Source organism: Halomonas sp. S3-1-1 (assembly GCF_023757625.1).
GTDB lineage: Bacteria > Pseudomonadota > Gammaproteobacteria > Pseudomonadales > Halomonadaceae > Vreelandella.
The window spans coordinates 833,849-849,990 of sequence record NZ_JALGBZ010000001.1 but is presented as its reverse complement, the minus strand read 5'-3'; the positions used below and the strand labels follow the sequence as shown (position 1 = coordinate 849,990).

The window sequence follows — 16,142 nt, the reverse complement described above, 5'->3', positions numbered from 1 at the left end:
AGCGGCTTTGAGCGTCGCTGCCTGAAAACTTCAATCTTAGCGGATAGCGCCATGTCTGATCACACCATCGCTCCCATGACCCGCGAGGACTTCACCGCCTTTTGGCCGGTTTTCCACGACATCGTCAAGGCGGAGCAGACCTACGCCATCGATCCTTCGATCGACTTCGACTCGGCCTACACGCTCTGGTGCGAAGCGCCAGCAGCCACCCGCGTGATTAAGAACAGTGAGGGCGAAATACTGGGCGCCTACTACCTGAAAGCCAACGCGGCAGGCCCGGGCAATCATGTCTGCAACTGCGGCTACATGGTCTCCCCCGCCGCTCGCGGTCAGGGCGTTGCCCGCACGCTGTGCGAGCACTCGCAAACCCTCGGTAAGGCGCTTGGGTTCAGCGCCATGCAGTTCAACGCCGTGGTGGCCAGCAACGAGATAGCGGTGGCGCTGTGGCAGCGGCTCGGCTTTGCAATCGTAGGGACGGTGCCCGGTGCCTTTCGCCACCCGACGTTTGGGCCGGTCGATACTTACGTGATGCACAAGTTTTTGTAGCCTCGACTGCTCCACTACGGCTTCCGGGATGACGGCTTGGCTCGGCGCTCCAATAATTTTACCCATGGTTGCAATCGGTTACATGCAAACGGCGCACTTTTAGGGTAGCTTCACAGGCATATCCGGCGGCAATATGTCGCCTGCTCTTCTCAACCGGCTGGCCGACGTTCTCCCATGGGGCATTTTTTCGCAGAGTGGTCCTCGCGCTTTTCACTGCGCACGCGCTTTATCGCCCTGATCGCCGCGCTGGTGTTTGCGACGACGTTGATGCTTGGCTGGGTTGCATCGCGCGAGTCGGCTCAGCAGCTTAAAGCGCAGATCGGCTCGGCTTCTTCCCGAGAGGCTTATCAGATGGTCAACCTGCTTGATCGCATCATGGATGCGCGCGTCAAGCAGGTAAAACTTTTACTGGCCATGCAAACGCTCGGAACAGAAAACGATTCTCGGATGCTGCAACGTCAGCTCGAGCGCTTGCAGGACAGTTTCAATGTCGTCTCCTGGATCGGTCTAACCGATACGCAAGGGACGGTGCGCGCGGCCACCAACGGTATTTTAGAAGGCGTTTCCATCGCACAGCGTCCGGTATTTCTCGAAGGCCAGCATAAGCTTTGGGTGGGCGACGTGCATGAAGCGGTTTTGTTAGCGAGCCTGCTTCCAAGCCCTACCGGTGAGGCACTCAAATTCGTCGATATCGCAACCCCAGTGCATGACCGCAACGATCGCTTTAGCGGTGTACTCGCGGTGCACTTGAGCTGGGAGTGGGCGGAGTACATCGAGCGCACCCTGTTCTCGCACGTAAAGGCAAAAAGCGATACCGACATACTATTGCTTTCGCAGGACGCAACGGTACTGCTCGGTTCCGACGATATGCTGGGCCAATCGCTTGCATCGCTTAAACACGTCCCAAGCTTGGGAGATACCACGCCAACTTGGGCGGTCGAAACCTGGCCCGACGGCCAGCGTTACGTGACCGGTTACGCTCGCAGTGGCGGTTTCGAGGATTTCAGCGGCTTGGGCTGGGTCGCAATCAGCCGCCAACCCATTAGTAACGCCTTTGCTCCGGCCCAGCGGCTGCAAACGTCGATCATGAGTATCGGCCTCTTGTTGGCACTCGTTTTCGCGGCAGTTGGGTGGTGTGTGGCCTCCTCCATCGTTGCACCGATCAAGCGTCTGGCGCGCGCCGCCGATCGTATCGAAGAGGGGGAGCAAGCGAGTATCATCCCGCTTGAGCGCGGCGCCAGCGAATTCAAGCGTCTTTCGGTTTCGCTGCGCAACATGGTTGGCCGACTTTCGGATCAACGCCAGACCATCAGCCGGCTTGAGGATCTGGCCAACACTGACCCACTGACCGGCATGCCTAACCGCGCCTTTTTGATGCAATACCTGCAGCATGCCGTGCCCGAGGCGCAGCGCCACCTACAGAATATGGTGGTGATCTACATCGACCTGGACGGTTTTAAGCGAGTAAATGATGAACTTGGCCACCACGCCGGCGACCTGCTGCTCATCGAGATCACCTACCGGCTGAAAAACGCGCTGCGAAGCGGCGACGTGGTGGCACGCTTGGGCGGTGACGAATTCGTGATGGTGCTCAAGACCCAACCGGAGTATCTCGAGCCACTCACTCATGAAGTGGGAAGGCGTCTGCTTAATGCCATCGAGCGCCCCATTCAACTCGTAGAGGGGCAAACGGCCACCGTAGGCTGTAGCCTCGGCGCGGCCTGGTGGCCGCAACACGGCGAGCACATCGAAACGGTGCTAAAACTGGCCGATAGCGCGCTCTACGCGGCGAAAAGCCAGGGCAAGCACCGGCTGGTCATTCATCGCCCCGGCCGCTAGCGTCACAGCACCGTTCGAGCGCGGCCTGGGCGGCATCGCTTCCCATGGCCGTTAGCTTCTCGATGTTGCGTTCGGGGATCGCATCGGTGTCGCCGTAAAACGCGATCGCTTTCTCGACGCTCGCCTCGCGCAGTATATGTACCATGGCGTAGGGTGAACGGTTGGTGTAGTTGGCGGCGTCTTCCGGGTCGGCATCGGCGAAGCAGTAGTCCGGGTGAAAGCTTGCCAGTTGAAAGACACCTTCGAATCCGAGCTCTTCGACCAGGTGTTCGGCGAGCTCCAGAAAATCCAGGTAGTGATCGAAGCTCTTGAACAGCGTCGGCAGCACCAGAAGCGTAGTTTCGACCTCGTCGTGTTGGGTTAGCCACTCGAGCTCCGCGGCCAGCTCCTCGAGCGCCACTTCGATCTTTTTGGAGCGTACCACCTGCACACGCACGCGATCCGCGTCGAGCTCACGCTTGGCGAAGGGGCAAATATCGTGCGCGACGATAAACGTTCGTACCCAGCAAAGCGTTTGTTCGATTACTACATCATCCGTTACCGCCATGTCGGCCTCTTCTGTGTCACTGCGTCTGTCGTCACTGCCCGTTAGAGCCGCCAGCCTACGTGTGCTGACGGTAGTGCGCCAGCGCCACGTCAAAAGATTGGCGAATATGATCGCCCATCAGCGCACGGCCGGCCTGGGCATCGCGGGCAAGCGCCAGCTCCACCAGTTTTTGGTGCTGGTCGTCCAGCGGCTGGCGGATCACCGGGGGGTTGGCGCCCAACCGGCGATAGCGATCGAACTGGTCGTGGAGTTGCTCGATGAAGCGAATCAGCCACGCTGAGCCGCAGGGCGCTACCAGCGTGCGGTGAAACCGAGTATGCAGCGCCTCCCAGGCCTCGCCCATGTCCTGGGTTTTATCCGCGCGCTTGAGCCGGTGGGCCGCCCCAAGAAGATCCGCCTCCCACTGAGCATCGCCCTGAACGATGGCCCGCTCGAACGCCATACCCTCGAGCTCGATGCGAAGCCGCGCGATGTCTTCGAGCTCGGCTTCGTTAAGCCCGGGCACCCGGAAACCGCGCTGGTTCTCCTGCACCAGCAGCCCAAAGGCGGCGAGCTTGTTCAGCGCCTCGCGCAGCGGGCTAAGCCCCACCTGATAGCGCTCTCTCAGCGCGTTGATCGCCAGCTTCTCACCTGCGGCGAAGCGCCCGCGCACCAGATCCTGGCGCAGCGTCTCAAAAATGCGGCTCGACGCCGTGCCGCCGGGCGGCAGCGCATCATTGTTCATGGTGGCCTCTCCAGGCAGTGATACGAAATACGTGGTGACACAAGATACGCGATAATACAAATCGGCGCGGCAATCCGCTTTTAAAAATAATCGATTTTTTTATGAAAGATATGATAAAACGCCTTTAACGAGGGCGCACCGCTTTTCGCAAAAGCCTTCGACACAACGACGACGTACAAGAGCGATCACTTCCATGACACTACCGGCACTATTCTGGGCCTTTTTCCGCGTGGGCATTTTCGGCTTCGGCGGCGGACCGTCGATGATTCCGCTGATCCACGCCGAGGTGGTCAAGCGCAACGCCTGGCTCACCGATGAAGAGTTTGCCGACGTTCTGGCGATCGGTAACACCCTGCCCGGCCCGATCGCGACCAAGATACCCGGCTATATCGGCTATCGGGTAGGCGGCGTTGCCGGCTGCCTCGTTTCAGTGCTGGCCGTGATCGGCCCGATGATCGTGGCCATGATCGTGATGCTCGGCGTGTTCAGCCGCTACCGCGATGTCGGCTGGATTCGCGGCATGGGCCAAGCGGTGATTCCGGTGGTCATGATCATGATGGGGCAGCTCACCTGGGATTTCCTGGAAAAATCCAAAGCCTCGCTTGGCTGGCTTGCCAGTATCGTCCTCGCCCTGGTAGCCGGCGGGCTGATCTACGGGCTTGGGGTACACCCGGGGCTCATCATCGGCGCCCTGCTCGTCTCGGCGCTGCTCGCGCCCAAACGCAAGCCCAAAGCTGCCCGACAAACGTCCTCGGAGGAGTCCGCATGATCTACTGGGAGCTTTTTCTGGCGTTCTTCATTCCCAACATCATCGGCTATGGCGGCGGCCCCGCCATCATTCCGCTGATCGAAGCCGAGGTGGTCGGCCGCTACGGCTGGATGACCTCTCAAGGCTTCGCCGAAACCCTGGCGCTAGGCAACGCGCTGCCAAGCCCTATCGCCACCAAGATGGCCGGCTACATCGGTTATGAGGTTGCCGGTGCCTTGGGGGCGCTGGTGGCGGTGCTGGCCACCGTGGTGCCGTCGCTTCTGCTCATGCTCGGGGCGCTTGGGCTTCTTTACCGTCACCGCGAATCGCCACGCGTCAAACGCATGAGCCAGTGGGTGCGCCCGGTCATCGCCGTCATGATGGCTTGGCTCACCCTGGGCTTCTTTCTGCAAGGCATGGAAAGCGCCGGTCTCGTTCATACGTTGATCATCGGCGCCGTGGCCGCTGCAGCGCTGGTGTGGCTGAAAGTCCACCCGGCGTTTGTGGTGATCGGCGCGCTGATCTACGGAGCCCTTTTACTGGGCTGATTCAAAAGGATCTCGATATGCAACATGACGCTCTCTACTACCCCAGCGCCTCACGGCGTATGACCACGTTTGGCAAGCGTGGCATGGTCGCGACGTCTCAGCCGCTGGCCGCCCAGGTGGGCATCACCATTTTACAGCAGGGCGGCAACGCCGTGGACGCGGCAATCGCGACGGCGGCGGCGCTGACCGTGGTGGAGCCAACCTCCAACGGCATCGGCAGCGACGCCTTTGCGATCGTCTGGGTGGATGGCAAGCTGCACGGGCTGAATGCCAGCGGTCAGGCGCCCAAGGCCGCCACGATCGAGGCAATGAAGGCGCTGGGGCATGATCGGATACCGAGTCACGGCATGCTGCCGGTCACCATTCCCGGCGCGCCGGCCGCTTGGGCGGCGCTGTCCGAGCGCTTTGGCAAGCTGCCCTTCGCCGAACTGTTGGCACCGGCCATCGCGCTTGCCGAGGAAGGCTTTGCGGTCACGCCGGTGATTCATCAGATGTGGGCCGAGGCGGTTAAGACCTACGGCGCTTATGACGACGCCGCCTTCACACCCTGGTTCGACACTTTCGCGCCCAACGGCCACGCCCCGCAGCCCGGCGAGATATGGGCCTCTCCCGGCCACGCCAAAAGCCTCAGGGCGATTGCCGAGACCCGCGCGCAGGCGTTTTACACCGGCGAGCTCGCCGAGCGCATCGACGCGTTCTCCCGCGAACACGGCGGTTTTTTGCGCAAGGAGGACTTGGCCGGCTACGCGCCGGAGTGGGTCGACCCGATCGGCGTGCGCTACCAGGGCCATGACATCTGGGAGATTCCGCCCAACGGCAGCGGCCTGATCGTACTGCAGGCGCTCGGTATGCTCGACCAGTTCGAAGAGAGCAGCGATACGGTCGAGACCCTGCACCGGCGTATCGAGGCGACCAAGCTCGCCTACATGGACGGCTTCAAGCATTTGACCGAGCGCGGCGCCATGGCGCACACCACCGAGCAGCTGTTGAGCCCTGAGTACCTGAAATCGCGCGCCGCGCTGATCGATGAGCAGGCCGTCGACCCGACCCACGGCAACCCGTTTCAAGGCGGCACGGTGTATCTGGCCACCGCTGACGATGAAGGCAACATGGTGTCGTTCATTCAGAGCAATTTCCACGGCTTTGGCTCGGGCATAGTCGTCCCGGAAACCGGTATCAGCCTGCAAAACCGCGGCAGCTCCTTCTCGCTCGACCCGGACCACGCCAACGCACTCGCACCCAACAAGCGTACCTACCACACCATCATCCCCGGCTTTATCACCAAAGGCGATCAGGCGGTCGGCCCCTTCGGCGTCATGGGCGGCTACATGCAGCCCCAGGGCCACGTGCAGGTCGTCACCGGGCTTTTGAACGACGGGCTCAACGCCCAGGCGGCGCTGGACGTGCCGCGCTGGAAATGGGTCGAAGGCAAAACCATCGAGGTCGAAGCCGACTTCCCCAACCACCTGGCGCTGGCGCTTGCCCGGCGCGGGCATAAAATCGTCAAGGTCGCCGATTCGATCAGCTTCGGCCGCGGCCAGGTCATTTTGCGCAATGCCGAGTCCGGCGTGCTCCAGGGCGGTACCGAGCCGCGCACCGATGGCGCGGTGCTGCCGCTTTAAGGTGCTAAACGCAGGATCACTTGGTGGTCCGGGGCAAAGCGTTGCATCATGGCGCTTTTCTTCGCGTTAAAGGTGGTCGAGTAGCCATGGCCTTGTTGGGCTCTTCATCGTCGCTTGCCGGCTTCTTCAGCGTGTTTCGCTACAGCCGGCGGGCGCTTTCGCTAGTGTGGGACACTTCGCGCTGGATGACGCTGGGGCTTGCATTATGCACGCTGGTAGCCGGAGTGCTACCGGCAGTCGCAGCCTGGGTGGGCCAGTTGATCGTCGACGGCGTGGTCGGCGCCATGCAAGCCTTCGAGACCGCCGAGGACCCGGTGCTTTGGATCATTCTGGCGCCGGTGCTTTGGCTGGTGGCCCTCGAGGCGCTGATCATCGCGCTGATGGCACTGGCCCAGCGCGGGCTCGCCGCTCAGCAGTCGCTTTTGCGCGCGATGCTGGGTCAGAAGGTCAACGTGCTGATTCTGGAGAAAGCGGGCACGCTGTCGCTTTCCCAGTTCGAAGACTCCGAGCTTTACGATAAGCTAACCCGCGCCCGGCGCGAGGCCTCGACCCGGCCTTTGGCGCTGGTGACCAAAACCTTCGGCTTTCTGCAAAACGCGATCTCGCTGGGTAGCTTTAGCGTGCTGCTGGTGCAGTTTTCGCCTTGGGCGCTATTGATACTGGCCGCCGGCGCCGTGCCGGTGTTCGTCTCCGAGGCGAAGTTCTCCGGCGATGCCTTTCGCCTTTTTCGCCGCCGCTCGCCGGAAACGCGTATGCAGAGCTACCTGGAAACGGTGTTGGCGCGCGAGGACAGCATCAAGGAGGTCAAACTCTTCGGTCTGGAGCCCCTGTTTCTAAGCCGTTACCGGGCCATCTTCGATCGTCTGTTTGCCGAGGATCGCCGACTGACTCTAAAGCGCGAAGGCTGGGGGTTTCTGCTGGGGCTTTTGGGCACCGCTACGTTTTATATCGCCTATGGCTGGGTGGTACTCGAAACCGTAGTCGGCGCGATTACTTTGGGCCAGATGACGATGTATCTGATGGTCTTCAAGCAGGGGCAATCGGCGCTTTCCGCGATTCTCACCGCCATTAGCGGCATGTACGAAGACAACCTCTACCTCTCCAACCTTTACGACTACCTGGAGCACCCCACCGAAGCGGAAGGCGGTACGCTGACCGAGGGCAAGGTGCCGGGCGACGGACTGCGCTTCGAGAGCGTCACGTTCGCCTACCCGGGCGGGCGCGTTGTGCTTCGCGATATTTCACTGCACCTGGCACCGGGCCAGAGCCTGGCGCTGGTGGGCGAAAACGGCTCGGGGAAGACGACGCTGATCAAGCTGTTGACTCGGCTCTACTCGCCCGTTGAGGGGCGCATACTGCTCGATGGCAGCGATCTGCGCGACTGGGATGCGCAGACGCTAAGAAAGCGCGTGGGCGTGATCTTTCAGGATTTCGTGCGCTACCAGCTACCGGTGGGCGAAAACCTGGGCGTGGGTGACATCGACGCCTTTGATGACGAGACCCGCTGGCAACAAGCGGCGCACTTTGGGTTGGCCGATGGTTTTATCGAACAGATGCCCGCCGGCTATCAAACTCAGCTTGGGCGCTGGTTCAAAAATGGCCAGGAGCTTTCCGGCGGGCAGTGGCAGAAAGTAGCCCTTTCGCGCGCCTATATGCGCAAGGAGGCGGATATTTTAGTGCTCGATGAGCCTACCGCCGCCATGGACGCCGCCGCCGAGGCCGATGTGTTCGCACGCTTCCGCGCCCATAGCCGCGACAAGATGACGATTTTGATCTCGCACCGCTTCTCCACCGTGCGAAGCGCGGATCTGATTTTAGTGATCGATCAGGGCCACATTATCGAACGCGGCACCCACGAAGCGTTACTTGCAGAGAATGGCCGCTACGCGCAGCTTTTTCGTTTACAGGCAGAGGGTTATCAATAGCATACTCAAAATATTTAAGTGAGATTCTATCGCGCCTGTCAACTCAGGCGCATCAAAAGGTAAACAAGTGTGAACACTGTTGCAGCGCGCTCGCCAAAGCTCACACTTTAAGACTACTTTCTACTCATTACCTCCTACCTAATGGGTATTTATCATGAAACGTTTCCATCTTATAAAAGTGAAGTATGCGCTGGTGTTCATTGCCGTTGCCGTGTCTCTTCTTGCGGTCGTACTGGCTGACACGCACTTGGTCAATACGATCAAACATCGCCTGGATACGTTTATCGACCACTATATTCCTGCCTCAACGGCCTCGCTCAACGGCGATCGCGACCTCTACCAGGCAAGGCTTGCCGAAGTAACGACACTGCTTACGACCGCAGACTCGCAGCGCGCCAACGAGCTTTTCAACGAGTTTCGCGACAACGCGCAGCAGGCCCAGGAGCGAATGGCGCTCTATCTCGAACGGATGCAGGACTACCCGGCGCTGACCTCGCAAACCAGCGGTTTCGAGGCGCTTTACAATGACTGGCACTCGAGCGCATCAGAGGTATTCGAGCTGCACCAACGGGGCCAGCTGGCCGACGCACTGGCGCTGATGAACGGTGAATCGCTCCAGCGCTTCAACGAGCTGCGCGCCGTTTATGACATCGCGGGGGCGAGTATCGAAACCGCCATTCACGAAGCCGAGGCGGCAGTCGTCGAGCGTATTCAGTCGCAACAGATGGCGACGTTCCTCTTTGCTTTAGCGGTATTCGTCATCGCGTCACTGGTCGCCGTGCTGGGCCCTCGGATGATGTCCAGGGCGCTTCGCCAGATCAGCCGACGTATCGATGAAATCAGTAACGGTGATGGCGATTTGACCGCCCGTATCGATAGCCAGCGCCGCGATGAGATCGGTGAGCTGGCGCACGCCTTCGACGGTTTCATTCGCCATATCGACAAGACGCTTCAAAGCGTCAGTGCGAGCACTACAAGCCTTGCACACGCCTCGACGGAGATCGCTACCGGCAGTCAGGAGCTTTCCGCGCGCACCGAGCAGGCCGCCGCCAACTTGCAGCAGACGTCAGCCTCGATGGAGGAGATCTCTGCGGTCGTTAAAGCCGCCTCGGACTCGGCCCAGCAAGCCGACCAATTGGCGCTTTCTACGCGTGAGCTCGCACAACAGGGCCAGCAGGCCATGCAGAGCGTCGAGCAGACCATGGAGGACATCAGTACGTCCTCATCGGAAATCAGCAATATCGTCACGCTGATTGAGGGCATCGCGTTTCAAACCAACATTCTGGCACTCAACGCCTCGGTGGAAGCGGCGCGGGCTGGCGAGCATGGCCGAGGCTTTGCAGTGGTCGCTCAGGAAGTGCGCATGCTTGCCAGCCGTTCGAGTGAAGCCTCCAAGAACATCGCCGCGCTGATAACTAACTCCATGAGCCGAACCGAGGCAGGCGTCGACCAGGTCAAGGATACCGGGCGGCTGATGGTGGAAATGGTAAAAAGTATCGAGCGCGTCTCTGACGTCATCGCGGAAATCAGCGCCGGTGCACGAGAGCAGAGCGTGGGGATCGGTCAGGTCAACGATGCCGTCAGCGAACTCGATGGTATGACACAGCACAACGCCTCGATGGTCGAACAGTCGAGCGCGGCGGCGGCAGAGCTTAGTGTTCAGGCCGCCCGGCTTGGCGAGCTCGTGGGCGCGTTCAAGCTAAGCCAGGCGCCTTCAAAGGCCGAGGCTCCCGAGTTAACGACTCGCGCGGCTCGACCTGTAACGCCTCGCGAGCGCGTTCTTCCAAGCGTCGCAGCGGAGCCTGAATGGACGGCCTTTTAATGAATCGCTACTTGTACTTGAAACGCCCGCGGGTGTCTCACTTTCATCCCCGGGCGTTAATATGGACTGAAAGCTCCCAACGAATTATTGATAAGAAAGAATACTTTAAGGAAATGCCATGGCTTCCACGGCGTTAATCATCGACGATGATAAGGACGTTCAGCTTTTGAGTAAGCTGCTTTTGGAGCAGCGCGGCTTCAAAGTCGAGACGGTAGGAAGTCTGGGAGAGCTGGTGCGTCAGCCCTCACTACTTCACGTAGATCTTATCCTGCTCGACCTTGAGCTTGGAGAGTTCACAGGGCTCGACATTCTGGACTATCTGCACGACTTGCGGCTCAATGCGACGATCCTTCTAATTAGCACCAATGCCTCCGATATCGTGACGCGTGCCATGGAGGTTGGTCGGTCGAAAGGTCTCAAAATGCTGGGCTTTTTACCCAAATCCAGTTTCTTAAAGGGTCTTTTCGCATTTTTATCGCCGTTAAAAACCTCTGCCAGGGCGCCTACCAGGGAAGAACTTGTTCGGGCGATAGCATCCAACGAGCTTTTTCTGGTGTACCAGCCCCAGCAGGATTTACAGCGTGGCCATATCGTGGGAGTCGAGGCCCTGGTGCGATGGCAGCATCCAACGCTTGGGCTGCTGTTTCCAGATAGCTTTATCCCGATGGCAGAAAGGCACGGCCTGATAGGCGCGCTGACTTGGCGAGTGCTCGAACTTGCGCTGGCCCAGCAGGCCAGGTGGCAGGACAAGGGTTGGGGTTTGAACGTTGCCGTCAACATCCCGGCGGATTTTATCAAGGAGGAAGGCGTCATCGAGTCGTTCAGACGGCTCAAAAACCATTACACCACCGGACCGGTACGCCTCACGCTGGAATTGACGGAGTCGGTGGGTATCGAATGCTTGGGCTATGCGCGCCACGTACTGGAGGCACTGCGCGACTTGGGTTGTCGCCTGTCGCTGGATGATTTTGGTACGGGCTACTCCTCGCTGAGACAGCTTTACCGGCTTCCCTTCGGCGAGCTCAAGGTGGATCGCAGTTTCGTTTCGGCGATGGAGCAGGACGATGCCGCGCGCGCGATTACGCTTTCCGTGATCGACCTGGGCAAACGCATGGGGCTCGAAATCGTCGCTGAAGGCATCGAAACACAAGCGCAGTTCGATCTGCTGGTTGAAGCGGGGTGCAGCCTGGGGCAAGGGTATTACCTCGCCCGGCCGCAAAGCGCGGCGGCTTTTGAGCAGTGGCTGGGCGAGCAGCGCTCACACGAGCCGACTCAACCCGCCAGTACGCCCTCCTTCTCGAGCGCCTGCTGAGTCAACGTTTTCAAGGCAGGCAGACGTTCCACCCCGCCGCTCAACTCCTCCAGGGGCGCCTCGGGCGCCCGGCGCTCCATCTGGCCTGCCCACTCGGCGATGGCCGAACAGCCAAGCGATGACGCCGCCCCCTTGAGCGAGTGCGCCTCCTGTTGAAACGCCTCGCGTCGCTCGCCCTCGAGATGACTCGAAAGTTTTTCCTGGCGCTCGTCCAGGCGATTCAGAAAGGTCATCAAAAGGTTATCCAGCGCTGCGGCGTCGAATGTCTCCTTGAGCTCTGTGCAAGTATCCGGGTCGACCAGGCCGGCCATCGACGGTGCCGCACTATCTATAGTGCACGCTGGCTCCGTCATTTCTGTGACCTCGTCGGATAGCTCGGCTAACGGCGCGCGCGAGGGCGATGTCGCGAGATGGCGGCAGAGCACTTGATACAGCTCGTCGCGGGTGAAGGGTTTATGGATCATGTCGTCCATGCCGCTTTGCATGCAGCTTGCTCGATGCTCCGGCATGACGTTAGCCGTCATGGCCACGACGGGAAGACGCTCGACATCATGCTCGCGCTCCCAGGCACGCCACTGCTCGGTGGTTTGCAGCCCGTCCAGCACCGGCATCTGCATATCCATGAGCACCAGATCGATCTCTTCATGCCCCTTGGCCAGCAGGGCCAGCGCTGTCTCACCGTTTTCAGCGACGCTTGCCCGCTGGCCCAACCGCTCGAGCATTTGGCATGCGACGGTTTGATTAAGCGGGTTGTCCTCGACCACCAGAACGTGCCGATCACGTATGTTGCACGGCCGCTTGCTTTGGGGAGCGTAGACTTCCACTGCCTCGGCGCTCGGCAGCGCCAGCGTGAACCAGAAGCGGCTGCCTACGTCTTCCACGCTGATGACGCCGATCTCGCCCTCCATCGATTCGACCAGCCGCTTGCAAATCGCAAGCCCTAGCCCTGTGCCTTCATGACGGCGGGACATTGATGTATCGACTTGTGAAAAGGCCGAAAAAAGCCGGGCCTGGTTTTGCTCGCTGATCCCGCAGCCGGTATCGCGTACCTCGAAGCGAACAAGGCCCGGCGCTGAAACGGTCACCGCACATTTGACGAACCCATCTTCGGTGAATTTCAGCGCGTTGTTGATCAGATTCATCAAAATCTGGCGGATGCGCGCGCGGTCACCTACTACGTAGCGCGGAAGATCGGCGGCCTGAGTGTAGTCGAACGCAACGGTTTGGGACTGAGCCTGCAGCGCGTAGCCTGTACAGAGCTCGTCGATGCACTGATGTAGATCGAAGGGCTGGGAGTTGAGATCCAGATAGCCGGACTCGATCTTGGTGTAGTCCAGAATATCGTTGATCGCGCAGCGAAGGCTATCGGCGCTTCGCTTGATGGCCGACAGATAGTCGTTGGCCGCCGGCGTTTTAACCTCATCTGTGAGTAAATCAGCCATGCCGACGATGCCGTTGAGCGGGGTGCGTATTTCGTGGCTGACGATCGCCATGAATTCCGACTTGGCGCGACTGGCGGCTTCGGCTTTTTGCGCGGTCGCGTTGAGCTCCAGGCTCTGCTTTTCCAGTGCCCGCGCCTTGGCCAGATTCGAGCGACCTTCGAGTACCAGCGCCCGCACCAGCAGGGCGCCGGAGAGCATCAACAGCGTAATCAGTATCAGCGCAAGCCCATAGAGCCGGTTCAAGCTCTCCCGCTCCTGGGCGCGTGCCTGCACGACGCTCGTATTGGTTTCGACCAGTACTTCCGCAGTCAGCGCTTGCAGGCTCGTTGCCCGAGCACGCAGCGATTCGAGCAGCGCCGGTGAGAGCCCTTCCGGGTTGTCCCACAGGTCCTCCAGCAGCGTATCCAGCGCCGTGATCTCGATAAGGGAATTTTCTACTCGCGTGCGTAAACTTTCAACTCGATCGATCTCCTTTCCCATGTCACCGCGCTGAAGCAGCATCTGCCGGCTATAGAGAATTTCGAAGCGGGTCAAAAGCGTCTCGGCCGAGGCGCTCTCGGGGGCCGCCTGTAAAAGCTCTAGCCGAAACTCCTGCGCCTCGCGGTCGAACTGATAGGCGGACCAGAGTAGGTTTTCGAGCAGGCGATTTTCCAACGCGTACTGGCGGTAATAGATCATACCGCCGGTGGCCAGCGCCGAGAAAAAGAAAAGAATCGCCGAAAACGTGGCGATTCTGGCCCCATTGGAAAAGTAGCGCTGAAGTATCTTCATCGGGCAGCCTTCCCGTATTGGCTTACTCGATGTTGAGCCGATTGACCTGCCACACCGAGCGGTTGAGCGTAATTTCGTTCAAAAGATCCGGATCATCGTCGAAGGGGTAGATGACGAACAGCGGCCCCTGGTCGCGTACGCGAAGCGGCTCACCGTCGGCGCGCATCGCAAAGATCAGGTCGTACTGATAGAAGTCGCTGACCGGTATCGTCGCCGCGTAGTCGTTCAGCGCCGTGACCCGCACCTGATCGCTGTCGCTGCCAACGGCTTCGAGTAGCGCGCGGCCCAAGGGGCCCGAGAAATTGACGGCGCCGTCGTGCCAGGGCGTATGCGTGTGGGTTTCGTGCTGTTCGAGTGCTTCCAGCATCGCGCGATCAAAATGCGCCTCGTCACCTACGTTGGTGTTGTCGAGATGTCCCGACACGACGAGCAGCACAGGTCCCTGCGGCGGCTCAAGATTTTCGCCAGCGGCCGATAAAGAGAGTAACAGTAACGCAGGGGCAAGAGCGATCGGGTAGCGCATGGTTAAAAGACTCCTGATAAGACGCGGATCTCGAAGCCTTGATTATATATCGGCCGTTCAACGCCTAACTGTGAACCTTTGTGTCGAAATGCTCGGCGGCGAGACAAGGGAGCCTTTTGGCCGAGAGCGAAGCCAGACAGCGAGGACTCACCCATGCATATTGGTGTATTGGAAGACGACCCGGATCAGCAGGCGTATATCGAGCAGTGTTTAGCGGCCGAGCAGCACCAGGTATCGCTGTTTGGGCGCGCAAGCGAACTTCGACGGCGCATGGATCAGCAGCTTTTCGATTTTCTGATCATCGACTGGCGACTGCCCGACGGCTGCGGCATGGACGTCGTAGGCCACCTGCGGCACAACGATGGCTGGAAGGGCCCGATTTTATTCATTACGGCAAGCCAGCAGGAGGAAGACGTGGTGCAGGCGCTGGAACAGGGCGCCGACGACTTTCTCGCCAAGCCGCTGCGCCCCAAGGAGTTACTGGCGCGGATCAACGCGCTCGGCCGGCGCACCTGGCAGGCGCCAGCGCCGGCCGCCGCGAATATCTGCGATGCCTACTCGGTGGATAGCGATCAGCGCCAGATTTATCTCAACGCCGAGCCCACCGATCTGACCGAGCGCGAGTACCGCTTGGCCGCGCTTCTCTTCAGTAAGCCCGGGGCCACGCTCACTCGGCCGCACCTGCTGGAGCTGGTATGGGGCCTCAAGGGGGACCTGCCGACCCGCACCGTCGATACTCACGTGAGCCGGTTGCGGCGCAAGCTGGAGCTCGACGGCCGCCACGGGCTGCGCTTGAGAAGCGTTTATCAGTCCGGCTACCGGCTGGAAACCTGCGCGCCGACAGCGTAGGCGCTACTCATCCCACTCCGGCGCCATGTCCGGATTGGCAATGCGCTCACCGCGATCAAGCGTGGCGATGTCGTTCATCTCGGCTTCGGTCAGTGTGATGTCGAAGGCCTTGATGTTGCTTTGAATATTGCGCGCCTTGGTAGAGGACGGAATGGTTGCAAGTCCACGCGCCTTGATCCAGGCCATGGTGATCTCCGCCGGGCTGACGCCGTGTACGCCAGCGATCTGCTTGAGTACCGGGTCGTCCATCACTTTGCCTACTGCCAGCGGCATAAAAGCGGTCACCTCGATACCGTGAGCCTTGCAATGCTCGACCAGCTTTCGGTTTTGCAGGAATGGGTGCACTTCGATCTGGTTGGTGAGGATTTCGCCCTCGCCCAAAATATCGATAGCCTCGTCGATCTGGGCGATGGTGAAGTTGGAGACGCCGATATGGCGCGCCTTACCTTCCGCCTTTACTTCCTTTAGCGCGGTGAGATAGTCGCGCATCGCCACCTCGTCATTGGGTGACGGCCAGTGAATCAGCAGAAGATCCACGTATTCGGTCTTGAGTTTGGAAAGTGACTCATCGACGCTCGCCTTCAGCGCCGCCGGCTCGAGCTGGTCGAACCACACCTTGGTGGTCAGAAAGATGTCGCCCCGCGGTACGCTCGAGTCACGAATTGCTTCGCCGACGGTCGACTCGTTGCCATAGAACTGGGCGGTGTCGATATGCCGGTAACCGGCTTCAAGCGCGGTATGAATGCCTTGCTTGAGCGTGTCGCCTTCCAAGCGATAGGTACCGAAACCGGGATTGGGTAGTGTGCTTGCGGTCATGATCAGTCATCCTTTTCCAGTGAGACACGTACGTGTGCCATCGACACACTCAAGATATGGGGCAGCTCGCGCCGACTTCAACCCACGAGCGAGGCGCGCCACCCGCGG

General features: G+C 60.0%; 14 protein-coding genes. 9 read left to right on the top strand and 5 right to left on the bottom strand.

Features of this window, described 5'->3' with window-relative positions:
• Positions 1 to 51 precede the first annotated feature (51 nt).
• Together MQW23_RS04010 and MQW23_RS04005 are read left to right on the top strand one after the other, a co-directional pair.
• The gene (locus tag MQW23_RS04010) at positions 52 to 546 is read left to right on the top strand and encodes a GNAT family N-acetyltransferase (protein ID WP_252106525.1); all 495 of its coding nucleotides are present in this window, start codon (positions 52 to 54) and stop codon (positions 544 to 546) included.
• 174 nt (positions 547 to 720) lie between these two features.
• The gene (locus tag MQW23_RS04005) at positions 721 to 2,385 is read left to right on the top strand and encodes a sensor domain-containing diguanylate cyclase (RefSeq protein WP_252106524.1); all 1,665 of its coding nucleotides are present in this window, start codon (positions 721 to 723) and stop codon (positions 2,383 to 2,385) included.
• Here MQW23_RS04005 and MQW23_RS04000 read toward each other — a convergent pair.
• On the bottom strand, positions 2,363 to 2,932 hold the full coding sequence (locus MQW23_RS04000; RefSeq protein ID WP_252106523.1) for a DUF1415 domain-containing protein: 570 nt from the start codon (positions 2,930 to 2,932) through the stop codon (positions 2,363 to 2,365). The two genes, MQW23_RS04005 and MQW23_RS04000, sit on opposite strands and share 23 nt — an antisense overlap.
• A gap of 55 nt (positions 2,933 to 2,987) precedes the next feature.
• The gene (locus MQW23_RS03995; protein WP_252106522.1) at positions 2,988 to 3,656 is read right to left on the bottom strand and encodes a GntR family transcriptional regulator; all 669 of its coding nucleotides are present in this window, start codon (positions 3,654 to 3,656) and stop codon (positions 2,988 to 2,990) included.
• Positions 3,657 to 3,849: 193 nt separating this feature from the next.
• Here MQW23_RS03995 and MQW23_RS03990 point away from each other — a divergent pair, with 193 nt between their 5' ends.
• The 6 genes from MQW23_RS03990 to MQW23_RS03965 all read left to right on the top strand — a co-directional run bounded on the left by MQW23_RS03990 (position 3,850) and on the right by MQW23_RS03965 (position 11,633).
• Positions 3,850 to 4,425 (top strand): chromate transporter, encoded by a 576-nt coding sequence (locus MQW23_RS03990; protein WP_252106521.1) that lies wholly within the window; start codon positions 3,850 to 3,852, stop codon positions 4,423 to 4,425.
• Positions 4,422 to 4,952, top strand: a complete 531-nt coding sequence (locus MQW23_RS03985; protein WP_252106520.1) for a chromate transporter — start codon at positions 4,422 to 4,424, stop codon at positions 4,950 to 4,952. Before MQW23_RS03990 ends, MQW23_RS03985 begins: the two co-directional genes overlap by 4 nt.
• Positions 4,953 to 4,969: 17 nt before the next feature.
• Positions 4,970 to 6,574 (top strand): gamma-glutamyltransferase family protein, encoded by a 1,605-nt coding sequence (locus MQW23_RS03980; RefSeq protein WP_252106519.1) that lies wholly within the window; start codon positions 4,970 to 4,972, stop codon positions 6,572 to 6,574.
• Positions 6,575 to 6,660: 86 nt separating this feature from the next.
• On the top strand, positions 6,661 to 8,499 hold the full coding sequence (locus tag MQW23_RS03975) for an ABC transporter ATP-binding protein (protein WP_252106518.1): 1,839 nt from the start codon (positions 6,661 to 6,663) through the stop codon (positions 8,497 to 8,499).
• 154 nt (positions 8,500 to 8,653) lie between these two features.
• Complete coding sequence (locus MQW23_RS03970) at positions 8,654 to 10,321, top strand: methyl-accepting chemotaxis protein (protein ID WP_252106517.1); 1,668 nt, start codon at positions 8,654 to 8,656, stop codon at positions 10,319 to 10,321.
• Between the two features lie 118 nt (positions 10,322 to 10,439).
• Entirely contained in the window at positions 10,440 to 11,633 is a 1,194-nt protein-coding gene (locus MQW23_RS03965) for an EAL domain-containing response regulator (protein ID WP_252106516.1), read from the top strand.
• On the opposite strand, the gene MQW23_RS03960 is transcribed toward MQW23_RS03965, so the two are convergent.
• A complete protein-coding gene (locus MQW23_RS03960) occupies positions 11,594 to 13,846 on the bottom strand; it encodes an ATP-binding protein (protein WP_252106515.1) in 2,253 nt (750 codons plus the stop codon). The genes MQW23_RS03965 and MQW23_RS03960 overlap by 40 nt on opposite strands.
• Positions 13,847 to 13,868: 22 nt before the next feature.
• Positions 13,869 to 14,369, bottom strand: a complete 501-nt coding sequence (locus MQW23_RS03955) for a putative pterin-binding protein (protein ID WP_252106514.1) — start codon at positions 14,367 to 14,369, stop codon at positions 13,869 to 13,871.
• A 153-nt stretch (positions 14,370 to 14,522) separates the two neighbouring features.
• On the opposite strand from MQW23_RS03955, the gene MQW23_RS03950 reads away from it, so the two are divergent.
• Positions 14,523 to 15,218 carry a response regulator transcription factor gene (locus MQW23_RS03950; protein ID WP_252106513.1) on the top strand — a complete coding sequence of 232 codons (696 nt, stop codon included), beginning with the start codon at positions 14,523 to 14,525 and terminating at the stop codon, positions 15,216 to 15,218.
• A gap of 3 nt (positions 15,219 to 15,221) precedes the next feature.
• Here MQW23_RS03950 and dkgB read toward each other — a convergent pair whose 3' ends face one another.
• Entirely contained in the window at positions 15,222 to 16,034 is an 813-nt protein-coding gene (dkgB, locus tag MQW23_RS03945) for a 2,5-didehydrogluconate reductase DkgB (RefSeq protein ID WP_252106512.1), read from the bottom strand.
• Between the last annotated feature and the right edge of the window lie 108 nt (positions 16,035 to 16,142).

Excerpts from the sequence above, each read along its gene's own strand:
- MQW23_RS04010 (WP_252106525.1), top strand. The coding sequence starts at position 52 with ATGTCTGATCACACCATCGCTCCCATGACCCGCGAGGACTTCACCGCC.
- MQW23_RS04005 (WP_252106524.1), top strand. The coding sequence starts at position 721 with ATGGGGCATTTTTTCGCAGAGTGGTCCTCGCGCTTTTCACTGCGCACG.
- MQW23_RS04000 (WP_252106523.1), bottom strand. The coding sequence starts at position 2,932 with ATGGCGGTAACGGATGATGTAGTAATCGAACAAACGCTTTGCTGGGTA.
- MQW23_RS03995 (WP_252106522.1), bottom strand. The coding sequence starts at position 3,656 with ATGAACAATGATGCGCTGCCGCCCGGCGGCACGGCGTCGAGCCGCATT.
- MQW23_RS03990 (WP_252106521.1), top strand. The coding sequence starts at position 3,850 with ATGACACTACCGGCACTATTCTGGGCCTTTTTCCGCGTGGGCATTTTC.
- MQW23_RS03985 (WP_252106520.1), top strand. The coding sequence starts at position 4,422 with ATGATCTACTGGGAGCTTTTTCTGGCGTTCTTCATTCCCAACATCATC.
- MQW23_RS03980 (WP_252106519.1), top strand. The coding sequence starts at position 4,970 with ATGCAACATGACGCTCTCTACTACCCCAGCGCCTCACGGCGTATGACC.
- MQW23_RS03975 (WP_252106518.1), top strand. The coding sequence starts at position 6,661 with ATGGCCTTGTTGGGCTCTTCATCGTCGCTTGCCGGCTTCTTCAGCGTG.
- MQW23_RS03970 (WP_252106517.1), top strand. The coding sequence starts at position 8,654 with ATGAAACGTTTCCATCTTATAAAAGTGAAGTATGCGCTGGTGTTCATT.
- MQW23_RS03965 (WP_252106516.1), top strand. The coding sequence starts at position 10,440 with ATGGCTTCCACGGCGTTAATCATCGACGATGATAAGGACGTTCAGCTT.
- MQW23_RS03960 (WP_252106515.1), bottom strand. The coding sequence starts at position 13,846 with ATGAAGATACTTCAGCGCTACTTTTCCAATGGGGCCAGAATCGCCACG.
- MQW23_RS03955 (WP_252106514.1), bottom strand. The coding sequence starts at position 14,369 with ATGCGCTACCCGATCGCTCTTGCCCCTGCGTTACTGTTACTCTCTTTA.
- MQW23_RS03950 (WP_252106513.1), top strand. The coding sequence starts at position 14,523 with ATGCATATTGGTGTATTGGAAGACGACCCGGATCAGCAGGCGTATATC.
- dkgB (WP_252106512.1), bottom strand. The coding sequence starts at position 16,034 with ATGACCGCAAGCACACTACCCAATCCCGGTTTCGGTACCTATCGCTTG.